This is a genomic window from Microbispora rosea (assembly GCF_044460045.1).
GTDB lineage: Bacteria > Actinomycetota > Actinomycetes > Streptosporangiales > Streptosporangiaceae > Microbispora > Microbispora rosea.
Window position 1 is genome coordinate 321,663 of sequence record NZ_JBITJO010000002.1, and the last position, 14,133, is coordinate 335,795.

The 14,133-nt window shown below is 71.0% G+C and carries 11 protein-coding genes and 1 pseudogene; 8 read left to right on the plus strand and 4 right to left on the minus strand.

The features are described from left to right. Window positions 1-30 precede the first annotated feature (30 nt). Window positions 31-963, minus strand: coding sequence for a GNAT family N-acetyltransferase (locus tag ACIBK1_RS08890; RefSeq protein ID WP_387069157.1), 933 nt, complete (start codon window positions 961-963; stop codon window positions 31-33). A gap of 231 nt (window positions 964-1,194) precedes the next feature. Between ACIBK1_RS08890 and ACIBK1_RS08895 the strand changes: the two genes are divergently transcribed. The 3 genes from ACIBK1_RS08895 (at window position 1,195) to ACIBK1_RS08905 (ending at window position 6,037) form a co-directional block, all read left to right on the plus strand. Then, entirely contained in the window at window positions 1,195-2,268 is a 1,074-nt protein-coding gene (locus ACIBK1_RS08895) for a PQQ-dependent sugar dehydrogenase (protein ID WP_396733555.1), read from the plus strand. A 171-nt stretch (window positions 2,269-2,439) separates the two neighbouring features. Next, window positions 2,440-4,218: a PQQ-dependent sugar dehydrogenase gene (locus ACIBK1_RS08900; protein ID WP_396733558.1), complete on the plus strand. Its 1,779-nt coding sequence runs from the start codon at window positions 2,440-2,442 to the stop codon at window positions 4,216-4,218. A gap of 328 nt (window positions 4,219-4,546) precedes the next feature. After that, the gene (locus tag ACIBK1_RS08905) at window positions 4,547-6,037 is read left to right on the plus strand and encodes a PQQ-dependent sugar dehydrogenase (RefSeq protein ID WP_396733561.1); all 1,491 of its coding nucleotides are present in this window, start codon (window positions 4,547-4,549) and stop codon (window positions 6,035-6,037) included. A gap of 12 nt (window positions 6,038-6,049) precedes the next feature. Here ACIBK1_RS08905 and ACIBK1_RS08910 read toward each other — a convergent pair whose 3' ends face one another. Together ACIBK1_RS08910 and ACIBK1_RS08915 are read right to left on the minus strand one after the other, a co-directional pair. Beyond that, window positions 6,050-6,811, minus strand: a complete 762-nt coding sequence (locus tag ACIBK1_RS08910) for a thioesterase family protein (protein ID WP_030505200.1) — start codon at window positions 6,809-6,811, stop codon at window positions 6,050-6,052. Between the two features lie 89 nt (window positions 6,812-6,900). Beyond that, complete coding sequence (locus ACIBK1_RS08915; protein WP_396733564.1) at window positions 6,901-7,278, minus strand: signal peptidase I; 378 nt, start codon at window positions 7,276-7,278, stop codon at window positions 6,901-6,903. Window positions 7,279-7,434: 156 nt separating this feature from the next. On the opposite strand from ACIBK1_RS08915, the gene ACIBK1_RS08920 reads away from it, so the two are divergent. The 4 genes and pseudogenes from ACIBK1_RS08920 to ACIBK1_RS08935 all read left to right on the plus strand — a co-directional run bounded on the left by ACIBK1_RS08920 (window position 7,435) and on the right by ACIBK1_RS08935 (window position 10,525). Further along, the gene (locus ACIBK1_RS08920; protein WP_396733567.1) at window positions 7,435-8,862 is read left to right on the plus strand and encodes a hypothetical protein; all 1,428 of its coding nucleotides are present in this window, start codon (window positions 7,435-7,437) and stop codon (window positions 8,860-8,862) included. 185 nt (window positions 8,863-9,047) lie between these two features. Then, window positions 9,048-9,230 (plus strand): annotated as a pseudogene (locus ACIBK1_RS08925) (ferredoxin); the annotation flags it as partial. A gap of 82 nt (window positions 9,231-9,312) precedes the next feature. Then, window positions 9,313-9,456 (plus strand): hypothetical protein, encoded by a 144-nt coding sequence (locus ACIBK1_RS08930; protein WP_231513678.1) that lies wholly within the window; start codon window positions 9,313-9,315, stop codon window positions 9,454-9,456. Between the two features lie 94 nt (window positions 9,457-9,550). Next, a complete protein-coding gene (locus tag ACIBK1_RS08935) occupies window positions 9,551-10,525 on the plus strand; it encodes an aldo/keto reductase (RefSeq protein WP_030505203.1) in 975 nt (324 codons plus the stop codon). Between the two features lie 114 nt (window positions 10,526-10,639). Here the strand turns inward: ACIBK1_RS08935 and ACIBK1_RS08940 are convergent, their stop codons facing one another. Then, complete coding sequence (locus tag ACIBK1_RS08940; protein WP_030505204.1) at window positions 10,640-11,938, minus strand: TIGR04013 family B12-binding domain/radical SAM domain-containing protein; 1,299 nt, start codon at window positions 11,936-11,938, stop codon at window positions 10,640-10,642. A gap of 647 nt (window positions 11,939-12,585) precedes the next feature. Here ACIBK1_RS08940 and ACIBK1_RS08945 point away from each other — a divergent pair. After that, the gene (locus tag ACIBK1_RS08945; RefSeq protein ID WP_030505205.1) at window positions 12,586-14,088 is read left to right on the plus strand and encodes an endo-1,4-beta-xylanase; all 1,503 of its coding nucleotides are present in this window, start codon (window positions 12,586-12,588) and stop codon (window positions 14,086-14,088) included. Window positions 14,089-14,133: the final 45 nt, after the last annotated feature.

The window sequence follows — 14,133 nt, forward strand, 5'->3', positions numbered from 1 at the left end:
CTAGAGGTATCCGGGGTGTGAGCAACCGTCTCACCGCGTGGGACGTACGAGGGCCCGCCAGACGTCGATGACGAGCACCGGACGCATGCCGACCGACCGGTAGAGGCCGAGTGCCGGAGTGGTGTTGTTGCTGTCCACGTGCAGGATCGTGCCCACCCGCCCGCGCCGCTCGTCGGCCTCGAAGGCCCGCGTGAGCAGCAGCCGGCCGAGGCCGCGCCCGCGGAAGGCGGGCCGCACCGCCAGCGTCCGGACGTAGCCGCAGTTCTCGTCGGGCACGAAGTGGTTGGTGCCGAGCAGCATCGCCGCGGGCTCGCCGTGGACCCGGGCCAGCAGCAGTTGCGTCCAGTCGTTCGCGCTCGACGCCTCCATCTCGTCGGCCCACTCGTCGAACGTCTTCGGCACGAAGCCGAAGTGCTCGGCGAACGCCTCCTGCTGCACGGCGTGTGCCGTGCGCAGCACCTCCTGGCCGCCGGGCGCGCCGGTCTCGACCGTGGCGCCGGGCAGGAAGAGGGGCCGTACACCGGCGTGGTCGGTGCGCATGCGGTGGAAACTGGTCGCGGGCGCGAAGCCGCGCTCCTTGGCCGCCTCGCGCATGACCGTGTCCCGCTCGTAGACGCTGACGTCGACGACGGCGTGGTCGTGCCCGGCCTCACGGGCGAGGTCGCCGGCCCGCCCGAGCACCAGGTCCCAGATGAGGGCGCCCGCGCCGGGCTCGCGCGCCTGCACCTCGACGTCCACGTTGTCGCTCGCGCCCTTGCGCATGGCGTAACCCCAGCCGAGCAGCCGCCCGCCCGAGCGGACCACCCAGCTGTCGTGCTCCAGGTCAAGCTCGCCGAGGGTGTCGGCGATGTCGTCGAGTGTCCAGTCGGGTTTGCCGGTCACTTCGATGTCGTGCTCGGCGACCAGCTCGTGGATGGCCGCCGCGTCGGCGGTCGTCGGCCGCCGGATGTCGTAGTCGTTCACGCCACTGTTTGTACGCGACGCGACTTGTGAGCGGCTTGCCGCCGAATTGGAGGTGCTCACCCCCTGCCTGGCAAGCCGGCCGGCAGGCGCGCCCTGCCGTACACCCTCCGCAGCGCCGTCTCCGTGACGGCGACAGCGGCGCGGCACGAGGATTCCCGGATTCGTGAGTTGTATGGTTCGCGAGTCGTACGTCACGAGCCGTAAGCCCATGTCACGCGACGGGAGCCTCTCATGCCCAAGCGTCTCTTCGTGGCGCTCGCGACCGCGCTCAGCGCGGTGACCGCCGCCGGTGTCGTCGTGGCCCGGCCCGGCACCGCGGACGCGGCCACCAGCGGGTTCGACTTCGCCCACCCGCAGGTCGTCGCCACAGGGCTGCGAGCGCCCTGGGGGATGGCCTTCCTTCCCGATGGCAGCGCCCTCGTCTCCCAGCGCGACACGGCGGACATCATGCGGGTGCGCCGCGGATCCGCGCCCGTGAAAGTGGCCACGGTCCCGAACGTGTCGCCAGGCGGCGAGGGCGGCCTGCTCGGCATCGCGGTCTCCCCGGTCTACGCCCTGGACCAGTGGGTCTACGCGTACTACACGAGCGCATCCGACAACCGGGTGGTCCGGTTCCGGCTGAGCTCGCCCCAGGCGCAGCAGCCGATCCTCACGGGCATCCCCCGCGCCCAGACCCACAACGGCGGGCGGATCGCGTTCGGCCCGGACGGCAGGCTCTACGTGGGCACGGGCGACGCCGGGAACTCGGCCAACGCCCAGAACCTGAACAGCCTGGGCGGCAAGATCCTGCGCATCAGACCCGACGGCACGGTGCCCGTGGACAACCCGTTCGCCGGCTCGCCCGTCTACAGCTACGGCCACCGCAACGTGCAGGGGCTCGCGTGGGACGAGAGCGGCAGGCTGTACGCGACGGAGTTCGGCCAGAACACCTGGGACGAGCTCAACCGCATCCTCCCCGGCCGCAACTACGGCTGGCCGATCTGCGAGGGCGTGTGCTCCGACCCTCGCTTCACCAATCCCCTCGTGGTCTGGAGCCCCGCGGAGGCGTCCCCCAGTGGTCTCGCGTACGCGAAGGGCACGCTCTTCGCCGCGGCCCTGCGTGGGACGCGGCTGTGGACGGTCCCGATCAGCGGCGGCACGCCGGGCACCCCGGCGGCCGAGTTCCAGGGGACGTACGGGCGGCTGCGTGCGGTGGCCGTCGGGCCCGACTGCTCGCTCTGGGTGGCGACGAGCAACCGCGACGGCAGAGGAACCCCGGCCGACGGCGACGACCGGATCATCCGCGTCCCGCCCGCGTCCCGCTGACCGTCGCCATCACCGCCGCGGGGTCTGAAAGTTTCCTCACCCGGGCACCGGCGGCGGACGAACGCGCAGGCCGGTGCATGGACCTGTGCCGGTCGATTGCCTCGGGCACGGTGGGCGCTTTCGATGGTTGACGAGCCGGTATGCGCCCCCCGACCCTCCCGGGAGCACGTGATGCCCAAGCGTCTGTCCGCGGTACTCGCGGCCGTCCTCTGCGTCGTGACCGCCGCCACGGCGCTCGTCGTGACCCGGCCGGCACCCGCGGGCGCGGCCACCGGCGGGTTCGACTTCACCAAGGCGCAGGTCGCCGTGTCGGGGCTGCGGTCACCCTGGGGAATGGCCTTCCTGCCGGACCGCAGCGCCCTCGTGACCGAACGCACCACGGCGCAGATCTGGCGGGTGTACCCGGGATACACCCCTGCGCTGGTGACCACCATCCGGAATGTGTACACGGCGGGCGACGGCGGCCTGCTCGGCATCGCCCTGTCCCCCACCTTCACGCAGGACCAGTTAATCTACGTCTACTTCACCGGCGCCTCCGACAACCGCGTGGTCCGGTTCCGGTGGGGCTACCCCGACGCGCAGCAGGTCGTCCTCAGCGGGATTCCCCGCGGCCTGACCGGCAACGGCGGGCGGATCGTGTTCGGCCCCGACGGCATGCTGTACGTCTCCACCGGCGATGCCGGGAACCGCGCCAACGCCCAGAACCCCGGCGTCCTGGGCGGAAAGATCCTGCGCGTCAGGCCCGACGGCTCGGTGCCCGTGGACAACCCGTTCGCCGGCTCGCCCGTCTACAGCTACGGCCACCGCAACGTCCAGGGCCTCGCCTGGGACGCCGACGACCGGCTGTACGCCACGGAGTTCGGCGAAGACGCCTGGGACGAGCTCAACGCCATCGTCCCCGGGGGCAACTACGGCTGGCCGGCCTGTCAGGGCGTGTGCGGCGACACGCGCGTGCGCGACCCGCTCGCGACCTGGCACCCGACCGAGGCGTCGCCCAGCGGTCTCGCGTACGCCAACGGGACGCTCTTCGCCGCGGCCCTGCGTGGGACGCGGCTGTGGGCGGTGCCGGTCGCGGGCGGCACCGTGGGCACCCCGGTGGCCGAGCTTCAGGGGAGGTACGGACGGCTGCGCACCGTGGACCTCGGTCCCGACGGCTGGCTGTGGGTGACGACGAGCAACTACGACAGCGGCGGGACTCCTGTCCTCGGCGACGACCGGATCATCCGGATCCCGCCCGTCGGCAGCTCGTGGCCGCCGGCGAGTCCGTCGCCCTCGACGTCGGCCGGTCCGTCGCTGTCGCCCTCACCGTCGGCAAGCCCGTCGCCCTCGCCGTCCGGCGGCCCCGGGCCGTGCCCCTCCCCGTCGCTCAGCCCCACACCGTCCCCGAGCCCCACACCGTCCCCGAGCCCCACACCGTCGCCCAGCGCGTCCTCGTCGCCCAGCCCCTCACCGTCTCCCTCGCCCAGCCCGTCGCCCTCACCGTCGCCGTCGCCGTCGCCCAGTGCCTCACCGTGCCCCTCCCCGTCGCCCAGCCCTTCACCGTCCCCCAGCCCCACACCGTCCCCCAGCCCTTCACCGTCCCCCAGCCCCACACCGTCCCCCAGCCCTTCACCGTCCCCCAGCCCTTCACCGTCCGCGGGCACACGGTCGTGCGAAGCGACCATCCGTTTCATCCTGTCGTGGACGGCGGCCTCGCGGGGCGAGCTGACGGTGCGGAACACGGGAACGCTGCCCATCTCCGCGTGGATCGTCACCTTCACGGTCCCCAACGGTCTGAACTACGTGCAACTGGGGAGCGGCGGTTACACCCCGCGGGGAGGCACGGTGACCGTCACCAACCAGTCCTGGAACGGCACGCTGCCGCCGGGCGCGGCGGTGACGATCGACTTCGCGATCGGCTGGCCCGGTGGCGATGTCGAGGTGCCGGTGGCCACCTGCACGGCCGCCTGACTCCTGTCCGTCCTGTCCGCGCCCGGCGGGGAGACCGGGGAGACCGGGGAGACGCGGATGCGGGACCCCGGACGGGTCCCGCATCCGCCGCCACGGTCACCGTGGCGGCGGAAGCCGCCGGGAAACCTTCCCCTGGCGATGAAATTTTCCCGGCCCCGGCCGCCGTCCCGGTCGGTGGCACAGGACACAACACGCTGGTCAGCGGGAAACGGCGAGAGTGTGGCGTGGAAATGATCGCCCGGTTCGCGGAGCGGTGATTGCACCGGGCACGGCGGGCGCGTTCGATGGGTCACGAGCCGGAACCCGACGTCCCGACCTGGAGCCTCTGATGCCCAAGCGCCTCGCCGCGGCACTCGCAACCACACTCGGCACGGTGACCGCCGTCGCCGCGCTCGTCGTGACCCAGCCGCTCCCCACGAGCGCGGCGACCGGCGGGTTCGACTTCACGCGCGCGCAGGTCGCGACCACCGGGCTGCAGGTCCCCTGGAGCATCGCCTTCCTTCCGGACGGCAGCGCCCTCGTCTCCGAACGCGACACCGCCGCCATCGCGCAGGTGCGTCCCGGATCGGCGCCGACGCGGGTGGCCACCGTCCCGAACGTGTCACCGCAGGGCGAGGGCGGCCTGCTCGGCATCGCGGTCTCCCCCACCTACGCCCAGGACCAGTGGGTCTACGCCTACTTCAGCTCCGCGTCCGACAACCGGGTGGTCCGGTTCCGGCTCAGCGCACCCCAGACCCAGCAGGTGCTCCTGTCCGGCATTCCTCGCGCCCAGTTCCACAACGGGGGACGCATCGCCTTCGGCCCGGACGGCATGCTGTACGTGACCACGGGAGACGCCGGGACCTCCGCCAACGCCCAGGACCTGAACAGCCCAGGCGGCAAGATCCTGCGGATGCGGCCCGACGGCACGGTCCCTTCGGACAACCCGTTCTCCGGTTCCCGCGTTTACACCTACGGCCATCGCAACGTCCAGGGGCTCGCGTGGGACGAGAGCGGCCGGCTGTACGCCACGGAGTTCGGCCAGAACACGTGGGATGAGATCAACTACATCCAGCCGGGCCGCAACTACGGCTGGCCGACCTGCGAGGGCGTGTGCAGCGACTCGCGCTTCACCAACCCCATCCAGACCTGGAGCACCTCCGAGTCCTCGCCGAGCGGTCTCGCGTACGCCAACAGCACGCTCTTCGCCGCGGCACTGGGCGGCAAGCGGCTGTGGACCGTACCGGTCAGCGCCGGCAGCAGGACGGGCAACGCGGCGGCCGAGTTCCAGGGGACCTACGGCCGGCTGCGGGCCGCGGCCGTGGGCCCGGACGGCTGGCTCTGGGTGACGACGAGCAACCGTGACGGCAGAGGGACCCCGGTCGCTGCCGACGACCGCATCATCCGCGTTCCGCCCGCGGGCGGGCCGTCGCCCAGCCCTTCGGCGTCGCCCAGCCCCTCGGCCTCGCCGAGCGTGTCGCCGTCCGCCCGCCCCACGGTCTCCCCCAGTGCCTCGCCGTCGGCCGGTACGCGCGCGTGTTCCGCGACGTACCAGATCTCCAACCAGTGGCCGGGCGGCTTCCAGGGCGGGCTGACGGTCAGCAACTCGGGAAAGGCGGCCATCTCCTCCTGGACCGTCACCTTCGCCTTCCCGAACGGCCAGAGCATCACCCAGCTGTGGGGCGGCCACTACACGCAGTCGGGATCCACGGTGACCGTCACCAACGAGTCCTGGAACGGCGCCCTCGCCCCGGGCGCGTCGACGACGATCGGCTTCACCGGCAGTTGGTCCGGCGGCGCGAACGGCACGCCGTCGCCGGTCACCTGCACGGCGTCGTGACGCCCGCCCGGATCAGCGCGGCCCGACGAACAGCGTCTGCGTGGCCGTGCCGACCTCGCCTGTCTGGTCGAACAGCGTGGTGCGGGTGAGGCCGCGTCCCCGCGGGCCGATCGTCGTGGCCGCGTCCAGGCAGATCCACTCCCCCTCCGGGGCGCGGAAGAGCGAGATGGTGAGGTCCACGTTGGCGAACAGGTAGGCGTCGAAGTCCAGGACACCGCTGATGCCGTTGCCGCTGTCGGCGAACATCGCGAGCCGCTCCAGCGGCGTGATCTCCGCACCGTCGACGAGCGGCACCCGCGCCCTGCCCCAGGCGACCGCGGGCCCGGCCTCGTCGGCGGAACCCTTGACGAACCGCCAGTCCGTGGCCCTGCCGTACCCGAAGCCCTGCGCGATCCACGACTCCGCGTCGGCCGGGGCCGGTGGCGGGACCGGCGCGGGCGGCGGCGCGGCCCCGCCCGCCGGGCTGTCGGCTTCCCTGATCCGCCACGCGGTCGCCTTGACCAGCTCACGCCCGCCGGAGGTGACGGACGCGCCGAGGCACTGCACCCGCCTGCCGTCCCTGATCATGTTAGTCCGCACCTCCACCTCCGCCACCGGGACGGGGGCGAGCACGTCCACCGCCAGCCGGGCCAGAGGGAGACCGGGAACACGGGCGAGCTCGTGCACCAGCAGCGCGGTGACGGGTCCCATGTGCTGCTGCCGTGGATCCCACGGTCCCTGGGTGTGCTCTGTCGCCTGGTATCGGCCCTGACCGAGGGACACGTACATCGCCATGGAACAAGATTCTAGAGACGGCTCGCGGCCTCCGGCCGGTGCCCTCACCACTCGGGGGTCCGCCCGCCGACCCGGGCGCGTCCGTGGCGCTACGCGGGATCCGGGCCGGAGACCGCGTATCCCGGAATCGACGGCCACCGGACGGTGAGCACCACCGACTCCTCTTCGGCGTGCCAGGAGTGATCGACTCCGTGGCCCCACACCACGTAATCGCCCTGCTTCTCCAGCAGCACGCTCCGCCCGGGAAGTTCGACGCGGAAACGGCCGCTGATCAGCACGAGGAGCGCGGTGCGCTTCTCGCCGGTCACCCACTCCGCACGCCGGTCGCCCCGGGGATGCGCGTACCACTTGATCTCGACGTCCTCGCTGTGCCGCACATCGTCGGCGGGCTTGAAATGCCCCAGCAGCCACCCGCGGTCGGCGATCGAGTCCAGATGAGCGTTACCCACGTATACGTTCTCCGCCATAGCCCCGCACGGTACCGAAGCCGTCAGACCTGCGGGCCTGCCAACGCGACGTGCCGGGGCACGGGTAGGAACAGCGCCACAGAGCGCCTACCGACATGTCGCCTTCTGCAAGTGCTTGGCAATCGGGAACCGATCTCGGGGGATTACAACGGCGACATGATCCCCGTTCCCACCCCCGCATTGCTCAAGCAGATCGCGGCGAACGAGAACAACGTCTACGCCTCCTACCACCGGCTGATCGATGCCGCCCTCGCCAAGCAGGTCACGCGCGACGATTCCTCCCAGCGGCTCGTCGTCCAGTGGAGCAAGCTCAACCTCGTTCCTCCCGGGGAGACCAAGGAGGCTACGGGACGACGCAGGGCGGCCGAACTGCCGCAGTTCGTCACTGATCTCAACCAGCTTCTCGCTCCCGCGGCCGCCCAGGCGCAGCAGCCGGCAGAGGATTTCCCACCGGTGGCGGGGAGCCCGTGGTTCATCCGGCTCCTGAACCTGATCGAGGAGAAGGTGGTCCTCCCGATCGAGACCGGTTCGCCACGAGCGATGGCGAGTGTGCAGACCTGCTTCGGGGACGAGGCCGCGGCGGCCGCCCCCCGGTTCCGGAAGATCCTGCAGCAGCTGCAGGCCATCCACGCCCGCTCGGACGGCAAGAGCAAGGGGATGCTCTACAACCCGCAGCTGCCCCGCTCGATGGGAGCGCTCGGGCGGGGCAGCGGCGCGGCCGCGTGCATCGACTTGTCCTCCCAGTTTCGCCCGCATCTCATGTCCGACGTGGATGCCGCCTCCACGCTGGTGCATGAGGGTTCGCACACGATCGCAGTGGAGCCCACCGTCGACTTCGCCTACCGCGACGCCCACGCCCACTACTTGCTGCCGCCGAAGCTGGCGCTTCTCAATGCGGGCAACTACGAGCAGGTGGTCATCGACCTGATCGGTGGGAAGCCGGGCCAGCTCGACGCCGGTGATGTCAAGGCCCTACGGGACGGCGCCGGCGACTCGCTGGCGCAGGTGCACGCGTTGATGTGCTCACGGGTGGTCCGCGCCTGGGTCCGCGTCTACGACCTGGTCGGCCTGGCCGCGAACGGGCGGATCACCGCCGAGGAACTACGCGAGCTGCCGCCGGTGCCTTCAGATTCCGGACCTCTGCTCACCGCTCTGCTGAGAGAGCTCTTCGCCCAGCTCGAAACCCTGATGAGCGTGGTGAACACCTACCTCGTCCTCAGGCTCGGACCCAAGCCGGGAGGCGAGCTCACCAGTGCTCCGGAGCAGCGCACCAAGGACGATCCCGGCGCGCACCGGCGGCCGCCGACGCCCGGCGACATGCAGCCCCTGACCTTCGAGACGACGCCCACCGCGACCACGGTCACCGTCTCCTTCGACTGGGCCTCGGAAGGCACCCCGGACGCCATCGCCAGAAACGTCCTCTTCGAGTTGACCGACCGCGTCTGGCAGGGCAGGCGTGCCGTCTTCAGCGGCTCCGAAGTGGCCCACGTCGTCCAGTCGATCCAGCTCACCGATCGCCCGGCGCTCCGTGCGATGCTCAAGGACTACTACGCGAGTCTGAGCAGAAAGACCAAGATCGACTAGAGGGCGCCGCATCGCGAACGGCACGCGGAGCACTATTTTCGAAATCGTCGACCGCACGCAGAGAAGGAATCCGAGAGCGGCCGTGATCGGCAAATCCGACAGCATTCTTTGATTTGGCCTCCTACCCGGCGCGCGATAAGCAATCGGTCGCCGAATTCCACCGGGCCGCGCGGAGGGACCACGTCATGAACGAGCACCCGGCCGGCGCCGTCTGGCACGTCGATCACCGCTGCACCGACTGCGACGCCGCCCGGCAGCTCGCGCCGGAACTGGTCGCCGAGGTCGACGGCCGCTCTTCGGTCGTCCGTCAGCCGCGCACCGATGCGGAGGAAAAGGCGTTGTACGCCGCCGCTTTCGCCTGCCCCACCCGATCGATCCGGCGCGGCGTGCGCGGGCCGGGCCCGGCGCTCGACCCCTTTCCCCGCGTCGCCGGCCCGTACGGCGCCGCGGTTGCGCTTCGAGTGGCTGCTGCCCGGCCACGGCGACCGCAGGAGACTGCCTGCCGGCGAGTTCGCCCGCCGGATGCGCGACCTGACCGTCCGCACCGGGCGGCTCTCCCCCCGGCCGATCGACTTCACCGCGGTGCGCTGGTGACGCCCCGCCGCGCACCGGGAGAGCCGTGCCGATGCGCGCCCCCGGCGGGCACCCGTCCCGCCCAGCGCAGTGATGCGGCAAATAGGGTGCTGTCATGGAGTATCGACGACTTGGCACCACCGGTGTGAAGGTCAGCAGGATCTGCCTGGGCATGATGAGCTACGGCGAGCCGGCCAAGTGGGGCGGCTGGGTCCTGGACGAGGAGCAGGCCGAGCCCATCGTGCGCAAGGCGGCCGAGGGCGGCGTGACCTTCTTCGACACCGCCGACGTCTACTCGGGAGGCGTCAGCGAGGAGGTCACCGGGCGGCTGCTGCGCAAGATCTTCCCGCGTCGCGACGACTACGTGCTGGCCACCAAGGTCTACTTCCCGATGGGCGGGGGCAGGAACGACTACGGCCTGTCCCGCAAGCACGTGATGTCGGCCATCGACGCCTCCCTCGCCCGCCTCGGCACCGACTACGTCGACCTCTACCAGATCCACCGGTGGGACGACGAGACGCCGATCGAGGAGACCATGGAGGCGCTCCACGACATCGTCCGGGCCGGCAAGGCCCGTTACATCGGCGCCTCCAGCATGTGGGCGTGGCAGTTCGCCAAGGCCCAGCACGTCGCGGACAAGCACGGCTGGACCCGGTTCGTCTCGATGCAGAACCACTACAACCTCCTGCACCGCGAGGAGGAGCGGGAGATGATCCCGCAGTGCCTCGACCAGGGAGTGGGGCTCATCCCGTGGAGCCCGCTCGCGCGCGGCCTGCTCGCCCGCGCGGGCAAGCAGGCCGACACCGTGCGGCAGGTCGGCGACGGCGCCAGGCAGGAGCAGCTGTACGGCGGGCCCGCCGACGAGGCGATCCTGGAGCGGGTGGCGCGCACCGCCGAGGAGCGGGGCGTCGCCCCCGCGACCCTCTCCCTCGCGTGGTTGCTCAGCCGCCCGGGCGTGACCGCTCCGATCGTCGGTGCGACCAAGGAGCATCACGTGGACGACGCGCTCGCCGCGGTCGAGCTGAAGCTCACCGACGAGGAGATCGCCTTTCTCGAGGAGCCGTACCAGGCCCGGCGGCAGCAGTTCTGATCATGAAGCCCCCGTTCGCCGGGCCCGGGAAGAGCCCGGCGGACGGGGTCCCAGGGCGGGGTCGCAGGGCGGGGTCGCAGGGTTGGGTCCGGGCGCGAGGTCCGCGGGAGGACGTCAGTTGTCGGTGGTGCGGCGGCGCCGGGCACGGCGCGGGTAGGCCTTGGCCGTCTCGGCCAGCCGCGCCGCGTGCTCGGCCTGCTTGCGCCAGTGCCCGTACGCGTCGCCGCGCTGCGCGAGCCGGTCCAGCTCACGCATCGTGGCCAGCGGGATGAACGCGGGCTCGGCGTCCCGCCACGGCGTGCCGGGCAGCGGCATGAACGTGTGGGTGTGGATGCGCGCCCCGAGATCGGCGAGGTCCGCGGCGAGCCGCAGGGACGCGTCCTGGTCCTCCGGCGATTCGCCGGGCAGTCCGAAGATGAAGTCGACGTTCGGGCGGAAGCCGTGTTCCACGGCGATCCGCACGGCGTCGCGCACCGGCGCACTGCCGTGACCGCGGCCGGCCGCGGCCAGCACGCGGTCGGAGCCCGACTGCGCGCCGATGATGATGTTGTCGTTCGCCACGTAACGCCTGAGCAGCCGCATCGCCTCCGGCGTCACGTGCTCGGGACGGATCTCCGAGGGGAAACTGCCGAAGAACACCCGCCCGTCCGCCGGCAGTTCCTCTTTCACCCCCGCCAGGAGTTCCTCCACGGCGTCCAGCGCCGGCTCCGGCCCCTGCGTGCCGTACGAGAGGGAGGTGGGGGTGATGAAACGGACGTCGCGCAGCCCGTGGGCGGCCATCCGGCGGACGTGCTCGCGCACGCTGTCCACGCCGCGGTGCCGGAATTTGCCGCCGAACATGAAGGGCGTCTGGCAGAAGCGGCACGTGTAGGCGCAGCCCCGCGTGATCTCGATGGGCCCGAAGTGGCGGCGCCGGTCGGGGAAGGACGGAAAGGCGTCCAGCGGTAACTGCGGGGCCGGTGGCGTGCGCAGCGCCGTCCCGTCGCCGTCGCGCACCGCCAGCCCGGGCACGCCGGTGAGCGGCCGGTCCGCGCGCAGCGCCTCGACCAGGGCGACGATCGTCGGCTCCCCCTCGCCGATCGCGGCGAGGTCCCAGCCGGCGTCGATGACCTGCTGCGGTTCGGCGGTGGCGTGCACCCCTCCGGCGATGTGCAGGACGCGGGGGTCGTCGGCGAGGGCCCGTACGGTGGCCAGCTCGGCCGCCATCGCCTCGGCGTCCGGCGAGTAGAACGACCAGAGGACCAGGACACGGTCCGCGGGGCTGGCCGCGATGTGCTCGGCGGTCTCCTCGGGCGTGGTCCCGAGCCGCAGGTCGCATTCGGCCTTCGCGGTCTCGAGCGCGCCGAGCAGCGCGTTCACGCCGTACGTCACGGCCCTGCGATAGCGGACCACCACGGACACTTCCACGCTCACCCTGGCAGGGTAGTGCCATCGTCCTCCTTCCCCGCACCGGTGATCGGCGAGTGAGGTGCCCGCGCATCGGCCGAGCGTCTCCGGGCCCGGCGGGCGGCCCGGACGGCAGGGGAAGGCCGCGTCGCCGATGGCTGTGAGCGTTCACATTCTGCGTCCGATCGGCTCTCCTCTCCATCGGGGCGGTGTGGAGGTGGTGTGGGGCGGAGCCAATACGAGACAGAGATCCTTTGTCAAGGGCCTTGATACAAGGTCGTTCAGCCGCCCGGGTCCGAGTGCGGCCCATCTGGGCGTTGTCGCGGCGGCCTGCGAGGCCGGCCAGACGCGTGTGATGAAACTTTCATTCAACTCTCCCATCCAACTCGCAGCCTGCCGAAACTTTCAGAGCACGGATGCCAGATGCTTAACCGATTTTGCACACCAGCACTGCACAGGTACCCCGAAAGTTTCCGTTGAAGGCTTGACAAGTTTCGGAGACGTTTCCACACTGATCCTCCGAGGCGGTCCCCCGCCCCCAAGTGGTGGTGCACGGCAGGGGGCCGCCGATCACGGCGCCCTGGTGGTGTGCGTCCTCAAGCGACGAGGCGCGGCGTCGGTCTCATGGGAACCTCCGCGTTCCCCCTTGGTGATTCAGTTATGGAGGCTCAGACATGGGCGAAAACGTCATGTCGCCGCCCGGAACCCGGCTGCGCCGGGCTCTGGTCGCCGGCGCGCTCGGCGTGATCACCGCGGCCACGGCCGCGGTGGCGGTGTCGGTTCCCGCCGACGCCGCGGCGAGCACGCTGGGCGCGGCAGCCGCGCAGAGCGGCCGTTACTTCGGCACCGCCATCGCCAGCGGCAAGCTCGGCGACGGGACCTACACCGGCATCGCGAACCGTGAGTTCAACATGATCACGGCTGAGAACGAGATGAAGATCGACGCGACCGAGCCGAACCAGGGTCAGTTCAACTTCACCAACGCCGACCGCATCTACAACTGGGCGACGCAGAACGGCAAGCGGATGCGCGGCCACACGCTGGCCTGGCACAACCAGCAGCCGGGCTGGATGCAGTCCCTGTCGGGCAGCGCGCTGCGCCAGGCGATGATCAACCACATCAACGGCGTCCTGAACCACTACAAGGGCAAGATCCCCTACTGGGACGTGGTCAACGAGGCGTACGCCGACGGCAACTCCGGCGGCCGGCGCGACTCCAACCTGCAGCGCACCGGCAACGACTGGATCGAGGTCGCCTTCCGCACCGCGCGGGCCGCCGACCCGTCCGCCAAGCTCTGCTACAACGACTACAACATCGACAACTGGACCTGGGCCAAGACGCAGGGCGTCTACAACATGGTCAAGGACTTCAAGTCCCGCGGCGTGCCGATCGACTGCGTCGGCCTGCAGTCGCACTTCAACGGCAACAGCCCGTACAACAGCAACTACCGCACCACCATCTCCCAGTTCGCCGCCCTCGGCGTGGACGTCGCCATCACCGAGCTGGACATCCAGGGCGGGTCGGCCTCGACCTACGCCAGCGTCGTCAACGACTGCCTGGCCGTCTCCCGCTGCATCGGCATCACCGTGTGGGGCGTGCGTGACAGCGACTCCTGGCTCGGTGCGAACACCACCCCGCTGCTGTTCGACAGCAGCGGCAACAAGAAGGCCGCGTACAACTCGGTCCTGAACGCCCTCAACGCGGCCACGCCGACGACGTCGCCCAGCCCCGGCACCTCACCCAGCCCGGGCACCTCCCCCAGCCCCGGCACCTCGCCCACTCCCGGTGGCGGCGGCAACGGGACGATCAAGAGCGTCGCGTCCGGCCGCTGCGTGGACGTGCCCAACTCCAGCACCACCGACGGCACCCAGCTGCAGATCTGGGACTGCCACGGCGGCACCAACCAGCAGTGGACCTACACCTCCTCGCAGGAACTGCGGGTCTACGGCAACAAGTGCCTGGACGCCGCCGGCACCGGCAACGGCGCCAAGGTCCAGATCTACTCCTGCTGGGGCGGCGACAACCAGAAGTGGCGCCTCAACTCCGACGGGACCATCACCGGCGTCCAGTCCGGGCTCTGCCTGGACGCCGTCGGGCAGGGCACCGGCAACGGCACCCAGCTCCAGATGTACTCCTGCTGGGGCGGCAACAACCAGAAGTGGACCTTCACGCAGTAAGCACGGCGGGTCCGGCCGGGCCGGTTCATCGCCCCTGCCGGGCGC

Excerpts from the sequence above, each read along its gene's own strand:
- ACIBK1_RS08895 (WP_396733555.1), top strand. The coding sequence starts at position 1,195 with ATGCCCAAGCGTCTCTTCGTGGCGCTCGCGACCGCGCTCAGCGCGGTG.
- ACIBK1_RS08900 (WP_396733558.1), top strand. The coding sequence starts at position 2,440 with ATGCCCAAGCGTCTGTCCGCGGTACTCGCGGCCGTCCTCTGCGTCGTG.
- ACIBK1_RS08905 (WP_396733561.1), top strand. The coding sequence starts at position 4,547 with ATGCCCAAGCGCCTCGCCGCGGCACTCGCAACCACACTCGGCACGGTG.
- ACIBK1_RS08910 (WP_030505200.1), bottom strand. The coding sequence starts at position 6,811 with ATGGCGATGTACGTGTCCCTCGGTCAGGGCCGATACCAGGCGACAGAG.
- ACIBK1_RS08915 (WP_396733564.1), bottom strand. The coding sequence starts at position 7,278 with ATGGCGGAGAACGTATACGTGGGTAACGCTCATCTGGACTCGATCGCC.
- ACIBK1_RS08920 (WP_396733567.1), top strand. The coding sequence starts at position 7,435 with ATGATCCCCGTTCCCACCCCCGCATTGCTCAAGCAGATCGCGGCGAAC.
- ACIBK1_RS08935 (WP_030505203.1), top strand. The coding sequence starts at position 9,551 with ATGGAGTATCGACGACTTGGCACCACCGGTGTGAAGGTCAGCAGGATC.
- ACIBK1_RS08945 (WP_030505205.1), top strand. The coding sequence starts at position 12,586 with ATGGGCGAAAACGTCATGTCGCCGCCCGGAACCCGGCTGCGCCGGGCT.